The organism is Rossellomorea sp. NPDC071047, assembly GCF_050270195.1.
GTDB lineage: Bacteria > Bacillota > Bacilli > Bacillales > Bacillaceae_B > Rossellomorea.
Window position 1 is genome coordinate 342,893 of the sequence record NZ_JBNNJT010000004.1, and the last position, 26,237, is coordinate 369,129.

The 26,237-nt window shown below is 42.1% G+C and carries 21 protein-coding genes and 1 riboswitch; of the genes, 8 read left to right on the forward strand and 13 right to left on the reverse strand.

Annotation, left to right across the window (positions count from 1 at the left end; all coding sequences use genetic code 11):
• Positions 1-358 precede the first annotated feature (358 nt).
• Positions 359-1,720 (forward strand): YjiH family protein, encoded by a 1,362-nt coding sequence (locus tag ACQKFO_RS15955; protein WP_427599909.1) that lies wholly within the window; start codon positions 359-361, stop codon positions 1,718-1,720.
• 476 nt (positions 1,721-2,196) lie between these two features.
• Here ACQKFO_RS15955 and ACQKFO_RS15960 read toward each other — a convergent pair whose 3' ends face one another.
• From ACQKFO_RS15960 to ACQKFO_RS15975, 4 genes are all read right to left on the reverse strand, one after another.
• A complete protein-coding gene (locus ACQKFO_RS15960) occupies positions 2,197-3,441 on the reverse strand; it encodes an ATP-binding protein (RefSeq protein ID WP_427599910.1) in 1,245 nt (414 codons plus the stop codon).
• Positions 3,442-3,495: 54 nt separating this feature from the next.
• A complete protein-coding gene (locus ACQKFO_RS15965; RefSeq protein ID WP_427599911.1) occupies positions 3,496-5,046 on the reverse strand; it encodes a hypothetical protein in 1,551 nt (516 codons plus the stop codon).
• A 675-nt stretch (positions 5,047-5,721) separates the two neighbouring features.
• Positions 5,722-6,663 (reverse strand): L-threonine 3-dehydrogenase, encoded by a 942-nt coding sequence (locus ACQKFO_RS15970; RefSeq protein ID WP_427599912.1) that lies wholly within the window; start codon positions 6,661-6,663, stop codon positions 5,722-5,724.
• Positions 6,664-6,769: 106 nt separating this feature from the next.
• Positions 6,770-7,960, reverse strand: a complete 1,191-nt coding sequence (locus ACQKFO_RS15975) for a glycine C-acetyltransferase (protein ID WP_315635258.1) — start codon at positions 7,958-7,960, stop codon at positions 6,770-6,772.
• A gap of 591 nt (positions 7,961-8,551) precedes the next feature.
• Here ACQKFO_RS15975 and ACQKFO_RS15980 point away from each other — a divergent pair.
• A complete protein-coding gene (locus ACQKFO_RS15980) occupies positions 8,552-10,195 on the forward strand; it encodes an L-lactate permease (protein ID WP_427599913.1) in 1,644 nt (547 codons plus the stop codon).
• A gap of 45 nt (positions 10,196-10,240) precedes the next feature.
• Here the strand turns inward: ACQKFO_RS15980 and ACQKFO_RS15985 are convergent, their stop codons facing one another.
• The 6 genes from ACQKFO_RS15985 to ACQKFO_RS16010 form a co-directional block, all read right to left on the reverse strand.
• Positions 10,241-11,419 carry a MalY/PatB family protein gene (locus ACQKFO_RS15985; protein WP_427599914.1) on the reverse strand — a complete coding sequence of 393 codons (1,179 nt, stop codon included), beginning with the start codon at positions 11,417-11,419 and terminating at the stop codon, positions 10,241-10,243.
• A 130-nt stretch (positions 11,420-11,549) separates the two neighbouring features.
• The gene (locus tag ACQKFO_RS15990) at positions 11,550-12,251 is read right to left on the reverse strand and encodes a DNA alkylation repair protein (protein WP_427599915.1); all 702 of its coding nucleotides are present in this window, start codon (positions 12,249-12,251) and stop codon (positions 11,550-11,552) included.
• A gap of 815 nt (positions 12,252-13,066) precedes the next feature.
• On the reverse strand, positions 13,067-13,711 hold the full coding sequence (locus ACQKFO_RS15995) for a YczE/YyaS/YitT family protein (protein ID WP_427599916.1): 645 nt from the start codon (positions 13,709-13,711) through the stop codon (positions 13,067-13,069).
• A 395-nt stretch (positions 13,712-14,106) separates the two neighbouring features.
• Positions 14,107-14,463, reverse strand: coding sequence for a VOC family protein (locus ACQKFO_RS16000; RefSeq protein WP_427599917.1), 357 nt, complete (start codon positions 14,461-14,463; stop codon positions 14,107-14,109).
• Between the two features lie 11 nt (positions 14,464-14,474).
• Positions 14,475-15,494 (reverse strand): S-adenosylmethionine:tRNA ribosyltransferase-isomerase, encoded by a 1,020-nt coding sequence (locus tag ACQKFO_RS16005; RefSeq protein WP_427599918.1) that lies wholly within the window; start codon positions 15,492-15,494, stop codon positions 14,475-14,477.
• Complete coding sequence (locus ACQKFO_RS16010) at positions 15,487-16,221, reverse strand: SDR family NAD(P)-dependent oxidoreductase (RefSeq protein ID WP_427599919.1); 735 nt, start codon at positions 16,219-16,221, stop codon at positions 15,487-15,489. The genes ACQKFO_RS16005 and ACQKFO_RS16010 overlap by 8 nt, the downstream gene beginning before the upstream one ends.
• Before the next feature lie 195 nt (positions 16,222-16,416).
• A riboswitch (ZMP/ZTP riboswitch) is annotated at positions 16,417-16,513 on the forward strand.
• 47 nt (positions 16,514-16,560) lie between these two features.
• Here ACQKFO_RS16010 and ACQKFO_RS16015 point away from each other — a divergent pair.
• From ACQKFO_RS16015 to ACQKFO_RS16030, 4 genes are all read left to right on the forward strand, one after another.
• Positions 16,561-17,415, forward strand: a complete 855-nt coding sequence (locus ACQKFO_RS16015) for a bifunctional 5,10-methylenetetrahydrofolate dehydrogenase/5,10-methenyltetrahydrofolate cyclohydrolase (protein ID WP_427599920.1) — start codon at positions 16,561-16,563, stop codon at positions 17,413-17,415.
• A gap of 388 nt (positions 17,416-17,803) precedes the next feature.
• Complete coding sequence (locus tag ACQKFO_RS16020; RefSeq protein WP_427599921.1) at positions 17,804-19,345, forward strand: FAD-dependent oxidoreductase; 1,542 nt, start codon at positions 17,804-17,806, stop codon at positions 19,343-19,345.
• A 168-nt stretch (positions 19,346-19,513) separates the two neighbouring features.
• A complete protein-coding gene (locus tag ACQKFO_RS16025) occupies positions 19,514-19,645 on the forward strand; it encodes a hypothetical protein (protein ID WP_262372000.1) in 132 nt (43 codons plus the stop codon).
• 150 nt (positions 19,646-19,795) lie between these two features.
• Positions 19,796-20,320 carry a DinB family protein gene (locus tag ACQKFO_RS16030; protein ID WP_427599922.1) on the forward strand — a complete coding sequence of 175 codons (525 nt, stop codon included), beginning with the start codon at positions 19,796-19,798 and terminating at the stop codon, positions 20,318-20,320.
• 34 nt (positions 20,321-20,354) lie between these two features.
• Here ACQKFO_RS16030 and msrB read toward each other — a convergent pair whose 3' ends face one another.
• From msrB to ACQKFO_RS16045, 3 genes are all read right to left on the reverse strand, one after another.
• On the reverse strand, positions 20,355-21,335 hold the full coding sequence (msrB, locus tag ACQKFO_RS16035) for a peptide-methionine (R)-S-oxide reductase MsrB (RefSeq protein ID WP_427599923.1): 981 nt from the start codon (positions 21,333-21,335) through the stop codon (positions 20,355-20,357).
• 24 nt (positions 21,336-21,359) lie between these two features.
• The gene (locus ACQKFO_RS16040) at positions 21,360-21,689 is read right to left on the reverse strand and encodes a CHY zinc finger protein (RefSeq protein ID WP_427599924.1); all 330 of its coding nucleotides are present in this window, start codon (positions 21,687-21,689) and stop codon (positions 21,360-21,362) included.
• A 244-nt stretch (positions 21,690-21,933) separates the two neighbouring features.
• Positions 21,934-22,605 carry a haloacid dehalogenase type II gene (locus ACQKFO_RS16045; protein ID WP_427599925.1) on the reverse strand — a complete coding sequence of 224 codons (672 nt, stop codon included), beginning with the start codon at positions 22,603-22,605 and terminating at the stop codon, positions 21,934-21,936.
• 145 nt (positions 22,606-22,750) lie between these two features.
• Between ACQKFO_RS16045 and ACQKFO_RS16050 the strand changes: the two genes are divergently transcribed.
• Together ACQKFO_RS16050 and ACQKFO_RS16055 are read left to right on the forward strand one after the other, a co-directional pair.
• The gene (locus tag ACQKFO_RS16050) at positions 22,751-24,094 is read left to right on the forward strand and encodes an MFS transporter (RefSeq protein WP_427599926.1); all 1,344 of its coding nucleotides are present in this window, start codon (positions 22,751-22,753) and stop codon (positions 24,092-24,094) included.
• A gap of 667 nt (positions 24,095-24,761) precedes the next feature.
• The gene (locus tag ACQKFO_RS16055; protein WP_427599927.1) at positions 24,762-26,231 is read left to right on the forward strand and encodes a phospholipase D family protein; all 1,470 of its coding nucleotides are present in this window, start codon (positions 24,762-24,764) and stop codon (positions 26,229-26,231) included.
• Positions 26,232-26,237: the final 6 nt, after the last annotated feature.

The following is a 26,237-nucleotide window of genomic DNA, read 5'->3' on the forward strand; positions in this document are numbered from 1 at the left end:
ATACTACTTAAACCTCATTATCAAAAAAATTAATTAATTTTTTTAGGTAATAATTCCCCCAAACATCAGACTTTTACTCGAAATGCGAGAAATAAAAATGTTTTTCAGCTTATAATTGAAATTTTTAAAAATTTTAGTAAAATAGAGAGGTACTGAAAGATAGCGCTTTCTTCTTTGTATACATTCATTTACTTGATCGACCATTCAAAATTTAATGTTTCACTTTCACACCGTTTGGGAAAAACAGCTAGGTAATGCATAATCTCCCTTGTGGGAACTTCTTATGGACAAATTTATATGTATGCATTAGAATGAATAATGTTTCATTTTCCGTTATAACTACATCTGAGGTGAATTTATGAATCGACAACATCGCTTTACATTAACAAGTCATTTACGATTTATCATTCCTTCCCTGTTGGGAATTTTTCTTTTTATGGTTCCGATTCCACAGGAAGACGGAATCACGATACCAATCGCCATCCTTTCAGGACTACTGCAGGATTGGATTGGAAGCTATGTACCTGCGATCATGACAGGTTTAATCATCCTTACCGTATTAGGGACTTTTATCACTAAGTTCGTACGCCCGGCTTTCATTGAAAAATCTCCGTTTTTCACAAGCCTGTTCGATGTAAGACCTGTTTGGGTCTTTGTCAGAGTACTGGGTGCTGTGTTTGCGATCATGACTCTATTTAAATTAGGGCCTGAATGGGTCTGGTCAGACGCAACGGGGGGACTTCTATTAAATCCGGATGGACTTCTCACTATTCTATTCTCTGTATTTTTATTTGCCGGACTTTTTCTACCTTTATTATTGAATTTCGGTCTACTTGAATTATTCGGTGCTCTCTTAACGAAAGTGATGCGTCCCGTATTCGGTTTGCCCGGACGTTCTTCCATCGATTGTTTAGCTTCCTGGTTAGGAGACGGAACAATCGGTGTGCTACTGACAAGTAAGCAATATGAAGAAGGATACTATACGAAGAAGGAAGCAGCGATCATCGGTACGACATTCTCTGTTGTATCCATTACCTTCAGTTTAGTCGTCATTTCTGAGGTTGGTCTCGGAAAATACTTCATTCCTTTCTATATAACAGTAGCAATTTCAGGAATTATCGCCGCGATCGTGCTACCACGAATCCCGCCATTATCCCGTAAGCCTGACACTTACTATAATGATCAAGAAGGCAAGAATACGATGGAAGTCATTCCAGAAGGTTATAGCCGCGTAGGATATGGATACGAGCAAGCTCTTGTTCAAGCGAAGAATAACAATAGTACTTCTAAGTTTTTCGCTGATGGAATGAAGAATGTGTTGGATATGTGGATGGGGGTTGCACCAATTGTTATGGCGATCGGTACAACGGCGCTGATCGTAGCCGAGAATACAAAGTTCTTCGAATATATCGGTATGCCGCTTATTCCCTTACTGGAGCTACTTCAAATTCCAGAGGCAGCAGAAGCGTCTCAATCGATCCTTGTCGGCTTTGCCGATATGTTCCTTCCAGCCATCTTTGGATCTGGAATTGAAAGTGAGCTGACACGCTTTGTGATTGCTTGTTTATCTGTAACACAATTGATCTACATGTCTGAAGTTGGTGGACTGTTACTAGGTTCTAAGATCCCGGTTGATTTCAAGGACTTAGTGATCATCTTCTTACAGCGTACATTCTTGACTTTACTTGTCATTGTTGCGATTGCTCATATGATTTTTTGATGAAAGAAACCCAGGTTCGAATTCGAACCTGGGTTTTTTGTTGGGATCGTTTATGAACAAAACATTGACCGTTCCTTTCCGCTCCAGGCAATTGCTTTCCGCGGGGAGGAAGTCAAGCCTCCTCGGGCTTTGCCCTGTGGGGTCTCGACCTTTCCTCTATTTCCCGCAGGAGTCAATTGCCTTCCGCTACAATCCACTCTGTGCTTCTACCTTCATACTGCTTATATACATGGATAGATATACAAATGATCAAAAAAACCCATTGTTATGTTATTAAACCCTTATGAACCATCGACCTTTTAGAAAACAGGCTTTACTTACAAGCCGTTATCCCTTTTTCCAACCTTCATAGTTAATCCATCCTTAGGTCTTATATAATGGAGGTGCGAAGAACCCTTTTTAATCATCATAACCATTCCAATTATTCTACCTTATACATAGGTAAAGGCTGCATCACAATGAGGCAGCCTTGAACTTCATATATGTTTCACCGGTAGGGTTACTTCTACTTTTGTTCCTTTGTTCACTTCTGATTCAATGTGTATAGACCCTTTATGGTCTTCAATGATTTTTTGACTGATGGTCAGTCCGAGTCCCATTCCTTTTTCTTTTAAGGTAAAGAAGGGCTCTCCCAGTCTCTTTAATCGTTCAGGTGGAATTCCCATCCCTTGATCTTGAATCGAGATGATGATCGTTTCGTTCAGAACGTTCCAGTCGACGCTGATTTCCCCTTCATCCATCGATTCGATTGCATTTTTTATAATATTTATAAAGACCTGTACGCATTGATTCTTGTCTCCAAATACGTGTATGGAGGATGATGGCACTTGAACATTTAATGTGATTCCTTTGAGGATTGCTTCATGCTTCATTACCTTTATCACATAGTTTAACACCTCATTCATATCAAAGACCTGGTATTCCCTCATTTGAGGTTTTGATAAAATGAGTAACTCTCCTACAATTTGGTTGATTCGATCCATCTCAGAGGACATGACATTAAGATAGTTTTCGGATACATGTTCATTCTCTTCAAGCAGTTGAATGAAGCCCTTGATGCTCGTAAGGGGATTCCGGATCTCATGGGCGATTCCAGCCGCAAGCTCCCCGACCACAGATAATTTCTCTTTCCTTAACAGCATTTCTTCTGCTATTTTCTGCTGAGAAATATCCCTGCCAATGATGACTAATCCCTTTCGTGTCTGATTCGAATGAAACAACGGGACTTTTATGACATCAAAGGTCTTGTATTCACCGCTCGGAAGAAAGAAGCCTTCTTCACATCTTGTTACCTTTTCGGCTTTCCAAGATTGTTCATCGGAGTCAACACAATAATCGAAAGCGTCTTTAAAAAAGGGAACCAGCTCTCCTAATTCCCTGTCAGTCTTCCCCACATAATCAATTCGTTCAAGGTTATACAGTTTTCTGCCAAATTGATTGACCTTTAACCAGCGGCCCTGTCCATCCTTAAAGCACACAAAATCCGGCAGGGAGTGAAGAAGAGTGGAAAGCTGATTTTCTTCTTCCAGCAATTTTTGGTGCTCTGCCAGAAAAGTTTTCCCTTTTATTAACAAGTGTGCCAGGACCGTTATCCCTACAATCGTTACCAGTAGGGCAGAGATTACATTCCATGGCTTGTCAATCAAGAGTAAAAAGACGAACTGTAAGATAAATAGAGCCATGAGTATCATTATTTTGTTGTAGAATGTATGTTTTATCATATGATTCATTTTCTCCATCATCCAAGTCACCCGTCCCACTCATACTTTTATTCGTTAAAATAAGTTAAATATATATGGACCGATTGAGGTAATATAGAACAAAATATAGATTCCCATGAAGTAAAAGGCACCTGCAAAGGATCCCCAATCAGGGTCCCGTCCTATTTTCCAAATCACCCAAGTGATCACACTAATCAACAATAATAACGCGTAGCCACTTCCAGGAAACACTAAATACTCCGGTGCCACTTGATAAAAATATGCGTTCATAGCGTTGCTTGTGTAGCTGATCGGCATCAGCATAAAAATGATGATCGATGCATATTCTGCCCAGCTGATCCCGTCTTTTTCAAACGCGTTTGGTCTGAATATATACAGTAAGATTAATAGAAAGAGTGATGGAAGCACCCAGTAAAAGGATGTCAATACTGTCACTAGGCTGCTGAACATCATGAGAACTCCGTTGTTCAATGCCTCTTTCACTGATCTTTTCGACCAGTTTGTACTTTCTGAAACGACTTGATCGTTCTGTGACGCCCCGTATAGTTCATATGTACCACCATCATAATTAAACCAAACCAGTGTTTCGTCAGTTAATTGCACGGGTGAATATGTGACATGCTTTGTCGTACTAAGAGGAGAACCCTCCAGAGTCCCCTTATCTTGAAAAGGAGCGGCGTACAGGCTCATCGCACCATTATCACCAATACGCTGTCCTTCTGAAGTGAACACCACGGATTCTTTCCCATCAACGTTTACAAACTGTACTCCACCGGCACTTGCCAGCTTTTCTCCGGTATCTTTATTTACCAATTCAACCTTACTCCCGGTTAAAATCGATGATCCAAGTTCCAGTAATGGAGCCTTCACCATGTATGTACTGTACGAAAGCGTGCCTTGTGTTCGTGATTTCTCATTGTACAGTAAGGTTAGCTGCTCGTCTGTTACTTTAAACGTTAAACCATCCACCTTTTTATTGGGTGCTGTATTTACTAGCAAAAAAGGCTTATCACTTACTTCACGGCTTTCATTCATATAGTAGACGAAATCATGAGTATCATCTTGTTTAACCTGAATGATGGCACTTCCGTTGTCTCCTGCGTGAATCTCGGAAATTTCAGACGGGAAAGTATAGACTTCCCTAGAAGATCCTTCTTTAACATTATATTCATATAGTTGTTCGTTACTCCAATAATAGATGTCGTTTGCGCTTGCTCCGAGACCCGTGATCTCTTTCGAAAGGATTTGATCTTTCTTGTCCTGGGTCGAAACTAAATTTCCATCTTTATAGTAGATGAATTCGTTGCCATCGGTCCAAAATGGATACCCTCTGGTAATAGTGGTATCAATGACTCTTTCATCTTCTACTTTCAATTCATCATTGATTGTAAAGGCATGAATCTTCCCTTTACTTGATATGTATAGTTCCCCATTGTTTTGAAACACCTGTGGTCTCTCTTTTGATGTGTAATCTAATGGTAGTGAACGGCTCCAGTTCGGCTGAGGTAATTCTTTCACTAACAACAGCTGGTGAAAGAATAAAGCAGCAATGAATAGAAGCATGATTCCTATAGGTATCCCAAATACTTTCAATTTTTCTCTCATCTGAATCCCCCTTATGTAAAATCCTTAGACTTCTGAATTTTAGCACAATTTATATAGGTTATCACCATTTTTTTCCACAAAAAGGAGCTTGGTTTCATTTATTCATTCTGTTTCAGTATATCATTTTCTTTCCAATTCACTATCAATTATTGTCATATTTTGTCGTATTATAAAATATCTCTTTTCTCAAAGATTATTGTTTAATAACTTGGGAACTGCCAGGGCTCTGCCAATTAGTGTGTGCTGGATGGTGAGGGGAACCGCTCCGCTTGCAGCTAGCGTTCGGCCGAGCCTCCTCAGCTTAGCCGAACGGGGTCTCGGCACGCCCGTACTTCCGCAGGAGTCTACGCAGTTCCCCTCACCATCTATAAGAGAATTTTAGTGACAGGGCTAAAGGATGACAAAACAATCAAATAGAGACCAGAATTACTTGTCCTTATAAGGAAATGGACCACTGATCTTTTTAATAATATTATTTTCAAAAAATTAGTGACTTCATTAAAAAACTCATACTGAGAAAGTTGATTGGAGCGGAAAGCGAGCATCCTGTAGCGGAAATCAACTACTACTTTCTTATCTAAGATAGCCTCAAACTTTGCGAAAAAACCAAAATAAAAGAGATTAAGGAATAAAAAAGATCCCTAAGAAACTATCGCTTCCCAGGGATCCTTCTGTTTACTTCGTTTTTAATTTTTCTAACATATCAGCGGTCATTTTGGCTAGGTCGTATTCTGCTTTGAAGCCCCATTCGTTCATGGCTGCGCTGGAATCTATGGCGTTCGGCCAGCTTTCGGCAATGTTTTGGCGAACTGGGTCTACGCTATAATCAAGCGTAAAGTCCGGTTGGTGTACGCGGATTGCTTTTGCAATATCCTCAGGTGCTACGCTCATGGCAGATACATTGAAGGAATTACGGTGCTCAAGCTTTGAACCGTCCGCTTCCATAAGGTCTATGATCGCATTAAGTGCATCAGGCATATACATCATATCCATATGGGTTCCTTCACCGATGTATGAAGTATACTGGTTATTCTTGATTGCTTCATAATAAATTTCTACTGCATAATCAGTCGTCCCGCCACCTGGCAGGGTTTCATATGAAATCAGACCTGGAAAACGCAGTCCTCTCGTATCCACCCCAAATTTAGTGAAGTAATAATCAGACAGAAGTTCTCCTGACACTTTGTTGACTCCATACATGGTCGTAGGTCGCATGATGGTATCTTGTGGAGTTGAATCCTTTGGCGTTGATGGACCGAAAGCTCCAATTGAACTTGGTGTGAAGAACTGACATTCCAATTCTCTTGCTGCTTCCAGGGCATTTACCAATCCACCCATGTTTAAATTCCAGGCAAGAAGCGGTTTTGCTTCCGCCGTTGCAGATAATAGAGCTGCGAGGTGAATAATGGTATCCACCTTATTCGTTTTGGCAATGTCAAACATTTTTTCGGCATCGGTCACGTCTAATTGCTCAAAAGGGCCGTCCGTTACGACCGGGCTGTCTGTTTCCCGGATATCTGTCGCAATGACGTTATCAGAACCGTACACAGTACGAAGTTTATTGGTGAGCTCAGAACCGATTTGCCCCAAGGCACCCGTTACTAAAATCTTTTTCATCGTCTTTCCTCCTGCATTTTCCTATGGTGATAGAATGATTTCATTATTCATACAGATAGGGCTGACTTTTATAGCCAGACCCTATCACGTTATTTATTAAGGGGGGTTAAATAATTCCCATTTCTTTACCGACTTTTTCATATGCTTTAATCGCTTGATCGAGCATGTCTTTCGTGTGTGCTGCTGAAGGCATGTTTCTCACACGGCCTGTTCCTCTTGGTACGGTTGGGAACACGATGGATTTGGCATAAACACCCTCTTCATATAGGCGTTTACTGAAATCCTGGGTCGCTTGCTCTTCACCGATGATAACCGGAGTGATAGGCGTCTCACTGTTTCCGATGTCAAAGCCAAGCTTCGTCAGCTCTTCTTTCAGATAACGACTGTTTTCCCACATATTATCTTGAAGCTCTGTAGAGTTCATGATGAGATCAAGGGCTTCTGTACAAGCCGTTACATCCGCAGGAGTCAAGGATGTAGAGAATAGGAAAGGACGTGAGCGGACCTTTAACCAGTCGATCAGGTTTTGAGTTCCTGCCACGTATCCACCAACTACACCGATTGCTTTCGATAACGTACCCATTTGGAAGTCCACTTTGTCTGACAGGCCAAAGTGTTTAACCGTTCCTGCACCTTTTCCAAGGACACCCGAACCGTGAGCGTCATCTACATACGTCATGATATCAAATTCCTCAGCAATTTCAACGATTTCAGGAAGTTTACATACATCCCCATCCATTGAAAATACTCCGTCGGTGATGATCATGATTTTGTTGTATTGACCCGATTCCTTTGCTTCTTTTGCTTTCGCACGAAGATCTTCCATATCTGAGTGACCAAACCGGATAATCTTTGCTTTCGAAAGACGACAGCCATCAATAATCGACGCATGGTTCAATTCATCAGAAAGGATGGCGTCATTCTTGTCCATAACCGCAGATATCGCAGCCATATTACAATTGAATCCTGACTGATAAGCAATGGCAGCTTCTGTGCCTTTAAACTTCGCCAGTTTCTCTTCAAGTTTCACATGAAGATCAAGGGTACCATTGATTGTACGGACGGCTCCAGCCCCTACACCATATTCTTTTACTGCTTCGATCGCTACTTTTTTCAAGCGCTCATCCGTTGCGAGTCCAAGATAATTGTTAGAAGAAAGATTCACAAGTTTCTTATCATTGATCGTAATCACCGGTCCGTTTGCACCTTGTAATGGATCGATCTCATTATATAAACCGCGTGATTTAAGGTCTTCAAGATTTTCCTGTAAAAAATGATCTAATGTTTTACTAGTCATATACGTATCCTCCTGTTATGTAAGCGTTTTAAAAACAAATGTCCACTCCAAAAACACACCATTTATCAGTTGACTCTTTATAATTGCTAATGATTATTCTGATTCTTAGTTTAACATGTTTTTTTGTGATGGACAAAATATATCTTATCCTTTTAGTTTGTGTTTCTATATGGGACTTCATGCAATCACCCGAGTAAAACATTTCTACTTTTGGATGAGGAATAGAGCGAAAAGATGGACCGTTCCTTTCCGCTCCAGGCACTTCCTTTCCGCGGGGAGGAAGTCGAGCCTCCTCGGGCTTTGCCCTGTGGGGTCTCGACTTTTCCTCTATTGCCCGCAGGAGATAAGTGCCTTCCGCTACAATCCACTCTGTGCTTTTACATTCTGAATGCTAATGAAGGATAGAAGTATATATAGAGTATATTTCAAACATCAACCTATCTTCACCTGAATTTTATTGATACAGAACCTATAAAAAAACAATAATCTCTTATCTTTTCTTCATCTTTCATAAATTATTCATATATGTTTGTGAAATTATTCACAAACATATAATAAAATAGATATATAACCTTAAAGCAGGTGATGGAAATGTCTGTTGTTGAACTCTTAACCTCATTGACTCCCGTATTAGCCGTTCTTATATTTCTTGTTATTTTGCGGTTACCCGCTTCTGTTGCGATGCCTGTCAGCTTCTTAATGACAGTCATTTTAAGTCTTGTATTCTGGAAGGTCCCTTTTATACAGATCGGTGCTGCCACGGTTGAGGGAATGATTATTGCTTTCACTATACTTTGGATTGTTTTTGGTGCGATCCTGCTTTTAAATACCTTGCAAAACAGCGGTGCCATGGAAACGATCCGCAATGGATTTTCTATGATTTCCCCGGACCGTCGTGTACAGGTCATCATAATCGCTTGGTTATTCGGCTCTTTTATTGAAGGTGCAGCCGGTTTCGGGACGCCTGCTGCCCTGGCAGCACCATTACTTGTCGCGTTAGGGTTTCCGCCCCTCGCAGCCGTTTCTCTCGCTCTTATTGCAGATAGCAGTGCTGTATCATTTGGTGCGGTCGGTACTCCTGTTATGGTAGGGATCGATCAAGGATTGAGACAGGGAGGAACCCTTGCAGGTCAGGTGGAACAAGCGATAGGGGCTCAGTCAATGATCGATTATTTAAGCGGCGTAGCGAGTCGGGCCATGAGTATCGACATATTCATCGGCAGCTTGATCCCTCTCTTGATTGTTGTGATGCTGACCCGTTTTTTCGGTCAAAATCGTTCTTGGAAGGAAGGACTGGTTCTGTGGAAATTCTCCCTCTTTGCAGGTCTATCGTTTACAATACCTGCATTACTTGTAGCCACTTTCTTAGGTCCGGAGTTTCCTTCCATCATTGGTGGATTAGTGGGGTTGATGATCGTCATTCCTGCAGCGAAGAAAGGTTTCTTATTACCCGATGAGACTTGGGACTTTGAAGCACAGGAAGAACCTAAGACCGAATTCGTCCCTGATAGGAAAATGCCGATTTGGTTAGCTTGGATTCCTTACTTGCTTGTTGCTGTCCTGCTGGTTTTAACGAGATTGGATCTTCTGCCTATTAAAGAGTGGCTTAGAAGCGTGAAAGTGGGATGGAGTAATATTTTAGGAACAGAGATTTCCACTCAGTTTGAGCCGCTTTACCTTCCGGGTACAATCTTTTTATTAGTCATGGCACTGACATTCCTTATTCATAAAATGAACAGGCTCCAAATCGAAGAGACTTTCCGACAATCTCTATTTACGATTAAAGGAAGTATCATTTCATTAATGGCTGCCGTTCCAATGGTAAGGATTTTCATTAATTCAGGTGTGAACGACAGTGATTTAGTGAGTATGCCAATGGAACTGGCCACATTAGTGTCAGGGTTAGCGGGTGAAGGATGGCCCTTTGTCGCTCCTCTCATTGGAGCCCTTGGATCATTTATCTCTGGGAGCGCTACGTTTAGTAACATGATGTTTTCTCTCTTTCAATTTAGTGTCGCCGATCAAATCGGGGCAGACCAGCAAACGGTTTTATCCTTACAGGTGCTTGGAGCCAACGCTGGAAACATGGTATGTGTCCTGAATGTAGTAGCCGCTGCTTCTGTCGTTCAGCTTAGCGGAAAAGAAGGTCAGATCATCCGGATAACCGTGGTCCCGATGTTACTATATGTTCTGCTATCAGGGAGTCTCGGAGCTTTCGTTCTTTATTTCTTATAAAGAAAAAGGATGAACCAATTACATCTCATTGGTTCATCCTCTGTTCTATTTCATGATGTTACGGTTGACCCTGTAATCCAGAATCGCCTCGTGGATTCTTCTTAGTGCCAAATCGATCCGCTCTTTCGGACAGGCAATGTTCATTCTGACAAAGGTGTGCCCGCTCTGACCAAATTTAAAGCCTTCATCAAATTTCACTTTGGCCTTTTCTAAGAAAAACGTACACAACTCTTCACCTGCCATGCCTAATTCCGTGCAATCCATCCAAATAAGGTGTGTAGCCTGTGGGGTAATGCCTTTCACCTCTGGAAGGTGTTGCTCTAAATAATTCAGTACATACTGTTTATTCTCTTCAAGCACCATCAATAGCTCATTAAGCCAAGGTTCACCTTCCTCATAAGCCGCAATTGTTCCTTCAATTCCAAACACATTCGGTCTCATCAGTCCATAGCCCGTAAGCTTTTCATTATACTTATCTCTCAAGTCTTTGTTCGGAATGAGAAGGATGGAGGTTTGAAGCCCCGCGATATTAAAGGTCTTACTTGGAGCCGCACATAGAATGCTTCGCTCTACTAAGCTTTCATCCCCTTTAAACAGAGGAACGTGTTCATGTCCTTTGTATACCAGATCTCCATGCATTTCGTCTGAAATGATCCATAGGTCATGCCGCTTAGCGATCGAACCTATTTTCATTAATTCCTCTTGCGTCCATACCCGTCCAACCGGATTATGAGGACTGCAGAGAATGAGAAGTTTCGTTCTCGGATGACTCGCCTTCTCTTCTAAATCGTCAAAATCAATCGAGTATTCTCCATCCTCATATAGCAACGTATTTTTCATTACCGAGCAGCCATGGTTCTCTATCGTACTGTAAAAAGGATAATAAACGGGATCTTGGATGATTACACCGTCTCCAGGCTCCGTTAACACGGATAACAATACATTGATGCCCGGAATGATTCCAGGGCTAAAGCTGATCCACTCTTTCTCTATATCCATATGGAAGCGTCTCTTCCACCATGAAATGACAGACTCAAAGTATCGATCACTAAATGTCGTATAGCCGTATATGCCATGCTGAGCCTTGCGATTCATGGCTTCTACAATGGCAGGAGACACTTGAAAGTCCATATCTGCAATGCACATAGGAATCACATCCTCGGCAGGAAACGACCATTTCACAGAGTGAGTGTTTGTTCTCTCGATGCAATCATTCCAATTCATATCCTAACCCCTCTCACATATATCTGTCCTTACTTTATACTAGATTGAGGACGGGGTGAATACCTAATTTTAAAATAGTAATCCCCCTTACTTAAATTAGCTGAGTGTCATGTCCAGACTCTTCATACACTCAATACTTTTCAACTGTTTTCCCTTCCTTAGCCCTTCTGTGTATATGTTTCATTCCTTCCCGCATACTTAACGGTGCCAGCTTTTCTGATTCGATGAATTGCTGAACCGCTTCCGGATCCGTTTTTGAATACTCCCGGAGCGCCCAGCCGATTGCCTTCTGAATAAAAAATTCTTTTGATTCATTATGGAACAATATGTACCTGAACAAACGATCCTGATCTGTTTTTCCTTTATATTTCAATTGATGCAAAATAGAGATCCGATTCAACCACATATTATCGGAATGAATCCATTTCTCTAAGTATGCGTCATCTTCTTCCGTTTGATAGATTTTTCCTACGTGATTGGGAGCAATGTGATCAATCGTATCCCACCAGGATTTATCTGTTATCAATTCTTCTAAAAGTGGCAGGTGCTCTTTCGTTAAATGCTTGGATTGTTTATCCAGAAGGGAAAGAGCGAAATACTGACACTCCCTTTGCGGTTCAGACCAAAGGGAACGAACAATGTCAGGCAATTCTTCTACTTGTGGTTTACCGTGTTTCTTCAGAAAGTCCCGTAATAAAGCATTACGTTCCGGGGTCCTAATGCCAAAGAACTGAAATTGATTCCTCATATACGCTTCCATAGCTTCTCGATTTTCACTATTTTGATGATTTTTTAATAGAGTGATGATTTTATCTGAATACTCATGCCCCATCCTTTTTCTCCCCTTTATTATTTTGTTCTTCGCATTCAAAACAACTGCTTTTCCCGTTCTCCTTTTGTACACCGTTAAAGAACCCGTCTAAACAGTAAAGAGGCTTTTGACAAAGGTAACAGTAGTCTACCAGTTCTTTCATTTCTTAACAGATTCCTTTTCACTAAATTGATCATCCAGTATATTCTTCAATCAAAACATCTCCCGTCTCTGAGAACTCTCTTCATACTTCTTTAATATCGGGTAAAATACCTCTTTTAAACAAGAGGCTCTTTTCGTATAGTTTGTTGCTATTGTAGAGGAGGAAGTAATAGTTGATTTCCGCTCCAGGATGCTCGCTTTCCGCGGGGCTGGCGGTGAGCCTCCTCGGCTGCGCCTCCGGGGTCTCACCTGTCCAGCTATTCCCGCAGGAGTCGAGCATCCTTCCGCTCCAATCAACTTTCTGAGCATGAATCTTTAATCTAAAACAATTAAAACCAGCTTTCTAGCAAACATTCTCTTTTAAGTTAAGTAGAGATTCATTGCCTTAATGAAGCAGAATTATTTTTTCTAGTTATTTGTTTTCCGGTACACCTTGAAGCTCTGTCACAAAGATCCTATTAAAGATGGTGAGGGGAACTGCGCAGACTCCTGCGGAAGTACGGGCGTGCCGAGACCCCGGAAGCGAAGCTGAGGAGGCTCGGCCGAACGTCCGCGGAAAGCGGAGTAGTTCCCCTCACCATCCAGCATAAACCTGGTTGACAGAGCCCTTGCAGATTCTATGCTAAAAAACAACAATCTTTGCGAAAAGAGCCAAACAAAAAAAGAAACAACCCTCAGCTTGCTAAAGGATTGTCTCTTTTTGTCATTTGTCTCATAAGGAAAAAGTGAAGAAGCTTTTTACTTTGAGGTAATGAAAATCCAACGATGGAACCGAGTCCCAGTGCGATAATGACCGTCCCGATCCCGACAGGACCACCAAGTAACCAGCCGAAGAAGAACACTATGATCTCCATTCCATTTCGTACCCACTGAACTTTCCAGCCCGTCTTTTCAACTACGAGCAGCATCAGACTGTCACGTGGTCCTGCCCCCAAGTCAGCTGACACATATAGTCCGATTCCGTACCCGATCACCACAATCCCAATAGCAAACACGATCGACTGTGCCAATAATGATTGGGGGTCAGGAAGTACATAATTAAATAAATCTATGAAAATACCGATTAACAGCATATTAATAAAAGCACCGACTTTAGGGAATGACTTCGTTCCAATCCCCGTCACGAACAAGATGACAAAGCCCGCAATAATGGACCATGTACCAATCGTCAATCCGAGCTGCAAAAAGAGCCCATAATGAAACACATCCCAAGGTCCGATTCCAAGGTCTTTTCCTTTGATCGTCAAGCTTATGCCAAACGCAAGTACAAGGAGGCCAGTAAAGAAGAACGACCAACGTAAAACTAATTCTCTATTCATGAAAATCCCTTCCTACACCATAGTCATTTCATTTATTACCCGGATAACTGTATCACAGAATAATAAACAAAAAAATTTCATAAAACCTATGGGGTTGGTGGGGATAATTTACTGTTGGAAATTCCGTATATTCCCTCTTCTTCTTTTACATATTTTGTAAAACGGCCGGATTATTTGTGATTTACGCTGGATTTTCACTGAAAACGGCTGGTTTTATGACAATTCCCGCCGGATTTCCACGAAAAACGGCGGGATTCACTAAGCTGCACCTCGAAAAAAAGCAGAGGACACTTTGAAATTACTTAAATCCTCATTCTTCCTTGATAAAACAATAGAAACCAAGCTGAAAAAGTAAATTTCTCCATGAAATCAGATCAGCTCACCAAAAAAATCCTCTACCCTTCAACCAACTCAATAATTTCCCCATCAGGTCCAAAATAAAAGACCACTTTCCAGCCATTTTCAAGAACAACAGGGCCCTCAACAGGTACTAACCCTTTCTCCATTAATAGACCAACCTCCGTCTCCAAATCGATGACTGCCATGGCAATATGAAGAAATGTCCGCTTCGAGCCGTTATCCTCCCCAGGTTCTTCGATGAGCTCCAATCGACAATCGTTCTTTATCATAAATAGTATCTTCTCACTACCCCACTCGAAATACGTTTCCTCATCAAACCCAAAATAAGATTGATAGAATTCCTTCGACCGCAATAAACTCTTTACATTCATCCCCATATGATGAAGCCTCATATCCATTCTCCTTACAAAATTACATTCATATCTCCAAATTCATGCCACTTATAGTTTTTTAATAGGGCTGTTTGATAGGCGTTCAATAACTTTTCTTCTGAAATAAATGCCTTTAAGAGATCCAGATGACTCGCTTCCGGTTCATGCAGCCCCGTAATGAGCCCATCTGTGAGTTGAAGTGGGGTGTCCCCCGATATATATAAGTTTGTTACCCCTTCAGCAGGCTTTAGCTGACCATATTGCGTCATGATGGTTTCAAGGGCTCGAACAACTGTAGTACCCACTGCAATGACCCGCTTCCCACTATTCTTTGCCTTGAGGATTTTGTCCACTGTCCCTGAACCTACATGGTATTCTTCAGGATGATTTCTTGGAGTCGGCCAACGATCATCACCATAATAGCTCAAGCCTGCGTGAAGCTGTATGAACGCGATTTCAATTCCTTTCTTCTTCAAGGATTGTATCAACTTCCATGAAAAGGCCCTCCCGGCAGATGTCATTTCCACAGACCCCGGGACTGATCCATATACGGTTTGGTAGCAATCAAGCGGCCAGGGTGAAGCAATATATTCATAACGGATCGGATCTCCGTTTCGGTAAATAAAATCAAAAAGCTCAACACCACTCTTGTTAAATTTCAATTTTACCAATGGCTTTTCACTTCCTTCACCAATCATGCTGGCCTGGACTTCCTCTGAAAAACAAATCGGTTCCCCCGCTTGATAGAAGTCTCCAATGATAAGCGCATCCCAGCAGTCATCAGCTATTTTTCTGGATAAACGAACTTCGAAATGTCTGTTTCCTTGCTTCCCTTTTAGATCTGCAGGAATGGTACGGCTGTTGTTTAAAACAAGTACGTCCCCCTTATTTAAAAATTCCGGTAGCTTCTTGAATTTTGTATGTTCACATTTACCGGTCTCCCGGTTCAACATCATCAGCTTTACTTCGTCTCTTTCGAACCCTTGAAGCTCAATGGGGGTCGATGCGTTTAAATGGGAAGGGATATCAAAAGTCTTAGCCAGTTCATTCATTATTCCCACCTCTATTCCACTGAAATTCCTGTGCTTCAAACCGATTCCCATTTTCGTTTTCTGAAGCGTCGGAAGCCAGATACAAAAAGACGTCAAGGTGATCGTTAGGGTTCGCAAGTGGATAATCACATCCCGGGACAGCCTTATCGTGCATGTCCGTATCCATTTCCCCCGGATCGACCATATTCACCCGTATCCCTGTATCACTCAGCTCATCGGCCCATGTTTGAGTCAATCCTTCGACGGCAAATTTCGAAACCCCGTATGCTCCCCACTCGGCAAACCCTGTTTTACCCGCTTCTGACGTTAAATTTATGATTGAACCTTTCCCCCGGCTGACCATTCCAGGAAGGACTCTTTTTGTTACTAAAAATGGGTTCAATGCATTGATTCTTAGCACCTCTAAAAATTCTTCTTCAGGGTAATCAGCCAGCAAGCGCGGACCAGGGCCAAATACGGAAGCATTGTTAAAAAGAACATCCACTCCCCCCAATACTTCCTCCGTTACAGAAACAAAACGATCTACATCCCTGGAATGAGAAACATCGGCTTCCAAAGCTACCACCTCTGCCCCTAACTCCTTCAATTCTTTCTCAACCTCCAGAAGAGGTCCAGCCATTCGTGCACAGATCGCAAGCTTTGCCCCTCCCTTGGCACATTGTATAGCAAGGGCCCTGCCCAACCCTTTTGAGGCTCCTGTTATCATGACTACTTTATTATTCAACATCTTTATTTCCCCTTCCCTAACTCTTGTTACTCACAGTTTATGAAAAATCTCCCTTCGACAAATCGTCAATATGGCGTCTGGTGACATAGAAAATTAGAAGTAGCAGCTTATCAGCCTTTTGATGTAGTTTCACAAAAACACGAACATTAATACTAGATATATAATTTATATTCGTGTTATAATCAAATTGAAAATAAATAAAGCAGTGACTGGCGAAAATGTGGAATCAACCACAAGGGAGCTGCGAATCTTATAAATCATTAGCCATTAGCCGTTCGCCTGGGCAGGAGGCAAGGGGGATACCCTTGTCTTCTTTTACTATAATCAGGAGGGATTGCAGTGGAACCACTAGTATTAGACGGGAAACTTGTTGCATCTGAGGTAAAAGAAAGCCTAAAGTCGAGAGTTGCTGTATTAAAGGAGAATGGTATTACCCCATGTCTTGCTACGGTACTTGTTGGAGACGACCCATCTTCTGCTACCTATGTGAAGATGAAGGGTAATGCCTGCGCGAAGATCGGAATGGAATCAAGAAGAATTCATCTTCCTAAGGAAACCACAACAAATGAACTGTTGGACGTGATCCAGGAGCTTAATCAAGACTCTTCCGTTCATGGGATTCTCTTGCAGCATCCTGTACCTCAACATATTGATGAACGTGCTGCCTTTGAAGCTATTTCCATTAATAAGGACGTTGATGGAGTCACGAGCCTCGGTTTCGGTCAAAATTCATTGGGGTTTGGTGAATATCCATCGTGCACACCTGCTGCAATCATGAGTATCATCGATTACTACGGTGTGTCTCTTGAAGGTAAACACGCTGTCGTTGTAGGAAGAAGCCCGATTCTTGGAAAGCCTGTGTCCATGATGCTGTTGAATCGAAACGCAACGGTGACGACATGTCATTCTTATACAGAGAACCTGCCTGACATTCTCTCTACTGCAGATATCGTGGTGGCAGCAGTAGGTAAACCTAACTTCATTCAAGGAGACTGGTTAAAAGCCGGTGCTGTTGTTCTTGATGCGGGCTATAATAAAGGGAACGTTGGAGACATCGATTATGAGGCGTGCTATGAAAAAGCGAGCGCGATTACTCCTGTACCAGGTGGAGTAGGCCCTGTCACCATCTCCATGCTATTAAAACAGACCGTTGATTCTGCCGAGAAATATGGTTCTGTTCTTGAACATTCATAAAGATATCCATTAAGGTAGGCTAAAACAAAAGTGTTCTAGTCTAAGTAAAACCCGACCTGATTTGCCTCCTAGAAGGAAAATTAGGTCGGGTTTTTAATTTGTTCAATGTATATTTAGATTTCAGCTCTCTCCGGCGGTTGATTGGAGTGCAAGACGAAGACTCCTGCGGGAAGAGTAGCTTATGTGAGACCCCGCAACGGGCTACCCGCGGAAAGCGTAGTCTTGCACGGAAATCATTAGCGGGATTAAGAACCGACACTGTAAATGTACATCTTTATGTCTGCGTCCTTTAGTTTTGTCCCGGTCTCTCTTTTTTCCTATTTCGGACTTATTTTTTCTACATTTCAGGAAAGAATGGTAAGGAATAGAAAGATAAAGGAGCGTTCATATGGACACACAACACCAAAATGCTTTTTCTAAAACACCTGAGCCCTATTGGAGGGAAACGACCAAACTCCCCCTATTTAAAAAGCTTGATAAAAACATAAAAGTGGACGTAACCGTCGTTGGCGGCGGGATAGCGGGAATCACCACTGCCTATCTGTTAGCTAAAGGCGGGAAAAAAGTGGCTCTCATTGAGGCTGATCACTTATTGAATGGAACGACGGGACATACTACGGCTAAGATTTCCGCACAACATGGATTGCTTTATGATGAGCTCATCCAGCATTTTGGAGAAGAGTTCGCAAAGAAATACTATCTGTCACAAACGAAGGCTCTTCAGTTTATTAAAGACACGATTTCCAGTGAAAATATAGATTGTCATTTTACAGAAGAGGACTCGTATGTTTACGCGACTACAGACCAATCCGCCACAAAAATCGAGAAGGAGTACGAGGCGTATCAGAAGTTAGAGATTAAGGGAGAGCTCATCGAAAAACTCCCGATCGATCTATCCATTAAAAACGCAATCGTGATGAAAGACCAGGCACAGTTTCACCCTTTAAAATATCTTAAAGCCTTGATTGATTCTTATACGGGACTTGGCGGTCAAATATTTGAAGGTACGGCGGCTAAAACCATTAACGAAGGAGACTCCACTCAAGTTGTGACCTCAGACGGATATCATCTGGATAGCGAGCATGTTGTCATCTGCTCTCACTTTCCTTTTTATGATGGAATGGGTTTTTATTTCACAAAGATGTATGCTGAACGCTCGTACATCCTTGGAGTAAAAGCGAAAAAGGACTATCCGGGAGGCATGTACTTAAGTGCAGAAGATCCCACCCGTTCCCTCCGTTATGAAAACGATGAAAATGGGGAAAAACTCATTTTAATCGGTGGGGATAAACATAAAACCGGGCAAGGAAAAGATACAATGGATCACTATGAGGCATTGCAGGAATTCGGGGAAGAAGTCCTGGGTATTGAAGAAATTCGATACAGATGGTCTGCCCAGGACCTGATCACATTAGATAAAGTACCTTACATCGGGAAATTAACGGAAAAGCACCCTGCTATTTTTGTAGCGACCGGTTTTAATAAATGGGGCATGACTTCCGGTACACTAGCCGGCCAGATTATTTCTGATCAAATTCTAGGCAATCATCATATTTATGCTGATGTGTACACTCCTTCTCGATTTGTTGCCGACCCCAGCATCAAACATTTTTTCAAAGAGAACATAAATGTGGCTGGACAACTCATTAAAGGAAAGCTTCAAATACCAACTAAAAAGCCGGAGGAACTCCAAAAAGGGGAAGGCGACGTCGTGAACCTCAATGGACGACGCTGTGGAGGATACCGGGATGAAACAGGAAAGCTGCACGTCGTAGACACCACCTGTACCCACCTCGGCTGTGAAACCGAATGGAACCACGGAGATCACACATGGGACTGCCCTTGTCATGGATCACGCTTCTCCATTGATGGAGAAGTGATAGAAGGACCCGCGAAAAAACCTCTTACAAGGTTTGAAGTGACCGACTGAGGGACGGACCTCTGGAAAGAAACTACCGATTATTGTCGAATATAGCCTGGGAAATAAACCGGATCCTAAAAGTATTTGACATATTTTGTCGCAATACACAGAAGAATATTTCCTCGATTATGTCTTAAACTATAAGTGCTTGAGTTACTATTTTGGGAGGGATTCTGAATGGGACGTACTAAAAAAGGTAACCGTAATGCTCAAAGTAATACAAATGCTAAACAAAACCGAACAAGTTCTGAATTAGTGGAGTTTACAACCGGGCAAGCGAATACGAAGAAAAACCGACCACAAGACTAGTAACGACTAGCTGATAAATTGAAGAATAACCGGCAGTAACACTGCGTCAGGTTATTCTTTTTTTATTTCTCCTGAACCGTTCATCTTTTCGTAGAGGAATCTCAATCCCAACCTCGAATACGTTATAGAGAAATTGAATAGGAGGAATATATGATGCAAGAACAAATGTTATTTCAACAAATGGAATTCATCCGGCTTCGCACACTCGCTGCTCTCGATGCGACAACAGAACAGCAGGCGGATGAAATGCCTCCTGGATTCAGAAATTCAATCCGATGGAATTTAGGGCATATCCTACTTTCTCAGGAAAACCTGCTGTTCTCCTTTGTGGGGGAAAACAACCGTAAAGCACTTCCGCCTGAATACGGAGAGCTATTTGGCTTCAATACGAGCCCAGACACCTGGAATACGCTCACACCGCCCACACTGAAGGAACTTCGTGAGAAATTGGAGGCGCAACCTCAAAGGATGAAAGAGGCATTCTCCGGTCGTTTGGACGAAACAGGAGAGAAACCTTTCGTCCTTGGTGAACATACTACGTTTACCACTTTAGGTGAAGTTCTTTCCTTCGCTAACTGGCATGAGGGCTTGCACCAGGGAACCATTACATCCATTAAGCGAGTGCAGGGAATCGAGAATCTTTGGGAAAAGGTTGAAGAAAAGATAAAAAGATAAAAAGACATGGCGGCTCTTGTGCTGCCATGTCTTTTTATCTGGCTTTAAACAAGATTAAAAAATCCCCATAGCCTTCTTCTTCTAATTTCTCTTTAGGAATAAATCGTAAAGATGCAGAATTGATACAATAACGAAGACCTTTAGGACCAGGTCCGTCATTGAATACATGCCCAAGATGAGAGTCGGCTTCCCTGCTTCTAATTTCCATACGGGTCGAACGATGCGACAGGTCATAGTGTTCTTTGACACTTGCATCCATGACCGGCTTTGTAAAGCTGGGCCAGCCGCACCCACTATCATACTGATCTTTGGAAGTGAATAAAGGTTCACCCGAAACGATATCAACGTATAAACCTTCTTCCGTGTTATCCCAATACTCGTTTTCATAAGGTGGCTCTGTTCCATTTTCCTGGGTAACGAAGTATTGCATTTCTGTCAGCTGTTCCTTTAAATGGGATCGATCTTCTGGCCAATGCTTTTTCAAAAAATCTTCTCGCCCGGATCCACGCTTATATAAAGCATATCGAAAAGCATTTTCCTTATAGAAATTCTGATGATAATCTTCAGCAGGATAAAACTCGCTTGCAGGTAGAATCTTCGTCACCACAGGCTTTGCAAAAATGCCACTCTGTTCCAATTTTCGTTTTGAATTTTCCGCAAGCTTTTTTTGATTATCTGTATGATAAAAAATCGCTGTACGATACGAGTGACCACGATCTTTAAACTGTCCCCCTGAATCAGTGGGATCAATTTGCTTCCAGTATAGATCCAGCAGTTTCTCATAAGGGTACTGAATAGGATCAAACGTGACCTCTACCGCTTCATAGTGTCCTGTTTCCCCTGAGGTCACTTCTTTATATGTCGGATTTGCGGGTTTCCCTCCTGTATAGCCGGATACTATTTGTATAATTCCTTCCTGCTCATCAAAAGGCTCGACCATACACCAAAAACAGCCCCCGGCAAACGTCGCCAGTTCCAATTTCTTCACCTCTTTCGTTTCACGTGAAACACTCATCGGTTATAGATTTCCCACCAAAATTCATCCTTCAAAGTAAAGATGATAATGATTCTGACACCCCGCGTTGAAGGAGGCTCGACAATGAGGACAGACAGATTGGCAATTCATATATTGTAAAATGGTTAACTCGTTTTTGCATTCACCACAAAGAACTGCTTTCGTATTCCACTCGTTCTTTGACCAAAGGATAGGATCATGATCTGCCACTTCGTCATGACATGTATGACAAGGATAATAGGTGTTACAGCACTTAAATTTAATCGCGATGATATCTTTTTGGGTTCGGTAATGTTTGCATTTCGTTTTAGAGTCCACTTCTACGCCGGATACAGGAATCAACCTTTCAGTCATGTTCATCCTCCCTTTTATTTACGTAGTAGATTTCGATATACATAGCCGATATTCCTACAAAAAAATTATATTTCCCATTCATTCTTAGTCGATTAATCTACCTGTACTATACAATGAATTCTAAAAGAAAGGGAGGGGGAAGATTCTTGAAGTTGAAGCAATCGAGACTGTTGTGGAAGCGGAAGGCACAGTAGCCTATTCATTTGCACAAAAAAACAGGGGCTAAAACCTTCCGCCCCTTTTCTTAACTCATATGTTCCAGAATACCGGTTAAATCCCTGTATTCAAAGTGTGGTTTCACCCCTAGTTCATCCATCACTTTATCCTGACGATTGATCCAAGCCGTATAGAATCCAAAGTTCGTCGCACCTGCAATATCCCATGGGTTAGAGGACATAAACAATACTTCTTCTCTTCTGACCCCAAGCTTTTCAAGAACAAGCTGGTAAGACATCGGGGTCGGTTTAAACTGTTTCACTTCATCAACTGTCAAAACCTCATCCAATAAATGCCCAAAGGGAGATTGCTCCACCAGAGGTGAAAGCATGTCCAAGGAACCATTGGAAAAAATGGCTTTTTGATAGGGTTTCAGTTCTTCCAATACACTCCCTACTTCTTCATAGTTGTTTAATTCTAAATAAGCATCCAGCAATTCCTTTTCTTTTTCGTCAGTAAGGTCAACCCCTACTTGCTTACAGGCATAATGGAGCGCATCCTTAGTGATCATAAAAAAGTTCGTATACGTGCCCATTAATTGACGTAAAAAACTATACTCCAACTGCTTTTGACGCCATACCTGGCTAATTTGTTCCCCTTTATCCGGAAAAAGTTGGTTGCATTTTTCTATGACGGAATGAACATCGAATAACGTTCCATACGCATCGAATACAAAAGCTTTTATCTTGAGATTTGACATACGTATCCACCTCTTCCTTTCTCCTTATATAATAGACCAATTGGTATAAATTAAACTTTTTCACTGTAAAGCGAATTCATTTCACATACACGCATTTTATGATATATTACTTCGAGTATCTAAATATTCTATGGAGGTGGTCACAATGAATGCAGAACCACATGCACAGGCATCTCCTTCCTATACAAAGACGATTCTGTTCTTGAGCTTAACCGTCTGGCTGGTTGTCATGAATACCACCATGTTTAATGTAGCACTCCCCAATGTTTTAAAGGATTTCTCTTTAGCCCCTTCTGAAGGAGCCTGGATTGTATCGGGATACTCTATCGTACTCGCCATTTGCACCATTACATATACGCGCCTGGCAGACTACATTCCTATCAGGAGGCTTCTTATCCTGGGCATTTCCATTTTCGGGCTTGCATCGTTCATAGGTTTCTTTGCTCATAGCTTTACCTGGCTATTACTCTCCCGTTTATTCCAAGCGGCAGGTGCTGCAGCCATTCCCGGGCTATCCATGGTGTTCGCAGGACGATTTGTCCCGATGGCAAGACGCGGCCGGGCATTGGCTATGATTGCCTCAGCTTCTTCCCTGGGCTTTGGATTAGGGCCGGTCGTAGGTGGCGTGATTACCGATTATTTAAGTTGGAATTATTTATTTTTAATCACGTTATGTGTCCTTGGAATGATACCTGTCCTATACCGCTTCCTGCCGGATGAGACGACCAGGAAAGGGTACTTTGATATATGGGGAGGCCTTTTAACCGGAATCGGAATTACGTTCTTTCTGCTGTTCATTTCAACTTTCCACTGGTATTTTTTCGCAGGTGCCGTTGTATTCTTTGGAGGATTGGGGATTCGGATCCATAAAATCGAACTACCCTTTATTCAACCCAGTTTGATTCGGGACAAAGGATACCGTCAGATTTTATATATGAGTTTCCTGGGTTTTGCCACTCACTTTGCGATTTTAATCGTCATGCCCCTTATGCTTCAGCATGTATTTGGTAAAAACCCGACAGCCGTCGGATTCATTATCTTTCCGGGTGCGATGCTGTCAGCAGTGGCAGCTATTTATGTCGGAAGGCTGATTGATCATTATGGAAATATGAGGGTGATGTTCCTTGCACATATCCTTCTGATCATTTCAACCGTCCTCTTTTATATCTTATCACCCCAAAGTGAATACATGATTATGCTGGCTTATATGTTTACAAGCTTTGGCTTCTCAAGTCTTTCGTCAAGCACGACCAACGAAGTATCCCGTGTCATGAGTAAGGAGCTGATTGCTTCAGGAATCGGCATGAAACAGCTTACCCATTTCGTAGGAAGTGCGTCTGGGTCTGTTCTGGGAGGAATCATTGTCGAGATGGGCGGAGCAGAATTTCCGGTAAGTTCCTTTCAGAATACATTCCTTGTGTTGATCGTATTAATGACGTTATCCCTTTTTCTATTGTTTTTATACCGCCAAAGAATCAACCACCAATAAGATCAGGTCCAGGCAGATATTTGCCTGGACCTATTTTTTATAAAAGGCTCTTTTCGTAAAAATTGTAGCTTATTGTAGAGGGAGAAAGTAATAGTTGATTTCCGCTACAGGATGCTCGCTTTCCGCGGGGCTGGCGGTGAGCCTCCTCGGCTGCGCCTCCGGGGTCTCACCTGTCCAGCTATTCCCGCAGGAGTCGAGCAACCTTCCACTCCAATCAACTTTCTAAGCATGAATCCTTAAATGGAAAACAATTAAAACAAGAATTTTAGCAAACAATCTCATTTAAGGTAAGTAGAGATTGATTACCTTATAAGAAAGAAGAATTTTATTAGTAACTTTGTTTTCTTGCACACCTTGAAGCTCCGTAGAGAAAATTTTGTTAAATATCGAGAGGGGAACAGCGCAGACTCCTGCAGAAGTACGGGCGTGCTGATACCCCGTTCGGGTAAGCTGGGGAGTCTCGGCCGAACGCTAGCTGCAAGCGGAGCAGTTCCCCTCACTATCCAGCATAAACTGGTTGACAGAGCCCTCGCAGATTCTATACTAGAAAAAAACAATCTTTGCGAGAAGAGCTTTGTAAAAAAACCGTGCTCATCTTAGCCTTCATGGATTCCTCCGCTATCATTAAGGGTATAGTAAGAAAAAACAGTAGAACAGGGGAATTCAATTGAAAACAAAGAAAAAGTGGTATAAGAAGAAAAGCTGGTGGATCGGAGGGGTCATTATTTTGATCCTTACAGTCATCATGTTTTACCACCGGGTAAAGCCGTTACCCCCGGGGATATCCTATGCCGGCAACATCTATACCATACCCGAAAAGGATGTAGAGTTCTTATACGACCTTACATATCAAAAGGACGGGAAAGAGCACTATGACCATTCGATCTTTGATGAAGTCTATCGAACCATAGAAGAAGCAGAGGATTTTCTTATTCTGGACTTATTTTTAGTAAATGGTTACACAAAGGGTGATCGTGATTACCCCAGAATCAGTGAAACATTATCGAAAACGATTCAACAACAAATGAAAAAGAAACCTGATTTGAAGGTGGTCTTCATCAGTGACGTTGTCAATACCACGTATGGATCCCATACCGCTGAACAATTGGAACCTTTAGAAGATCTTGGAGCTGAAGTCATTTACACCGATTTAAACCGCCTCAGGGATCCCAACATTTTATACTCAGGGGTGTGGAGGGCCGCACTGGGCTGGTTTGGTCAGGATGGCTATGGTTGGCTCCCCAACCCAATGGCTTCAACTGCACCCAAGGTAACCATGAGATCGTATTTGAAACTATTAAATGTAAAAGCAAATCACCGTAAAGTCGTGATAACAGAGAACACGGGACTTATTCTTTCCGCCAACCCCCATGACGCCAGCGGTTTCCACTCAAACATGGGGTTCAAAGTCAAAGGGGACATTCTTAAGGACATGGTGAAAGCCGAAAAGGCAGTGGCTGCATTTTCAGGGGGTAACACAGAGGCATTTCCTACCGAGGAAGACTTAGATCAGTCAATTAATAAACTTTCTTCTACAGAGACCTCCGTTAAAGCACAGATCCTTACTGAAAAGAAAGTTCAAACGAGTGTCGTAGATGCTATGAATAAAGCAAATAAAGGGGACGAAATCTGGATCGGGATGTTCTATCTTGCAGATCGGGACATTATCGATGCCATAGGGAATGCTGCCGATCGTGAAGTAGAGGTACGATTAGTATTGGACCCCAATCAGAATGCCTTCGGTCAGGAAAAGATCGGGTTACCCAACCTGCCAATCGCATCAGAGCTGCACAACTTGGACAATGATCATATTACGATTCGCTGGTACAACACGAATAAGGAACAATACCATACTAAGTTCATATATATAAAAGGGGCAAAAGAGAGTACCGTCATCGGAGGATCCAGTAATTACACATCTAGAAACCTGGATGATTATAACTTAGAAGAAAACATAAAGATCGTGGCCCCAACTGACAGCAAAACCATGTCAAATATTGATCAGTATTTCAACAGTATCTGGAACAACGAAAATGGCACCTACACCGTAAAATATGAGAAATATCAGGATAAACTGCCTGCCTTTAAATATGTCATGTATATCTTGCAAAAAATCTTCCAAGTGACGACCTATTAGGTTTTA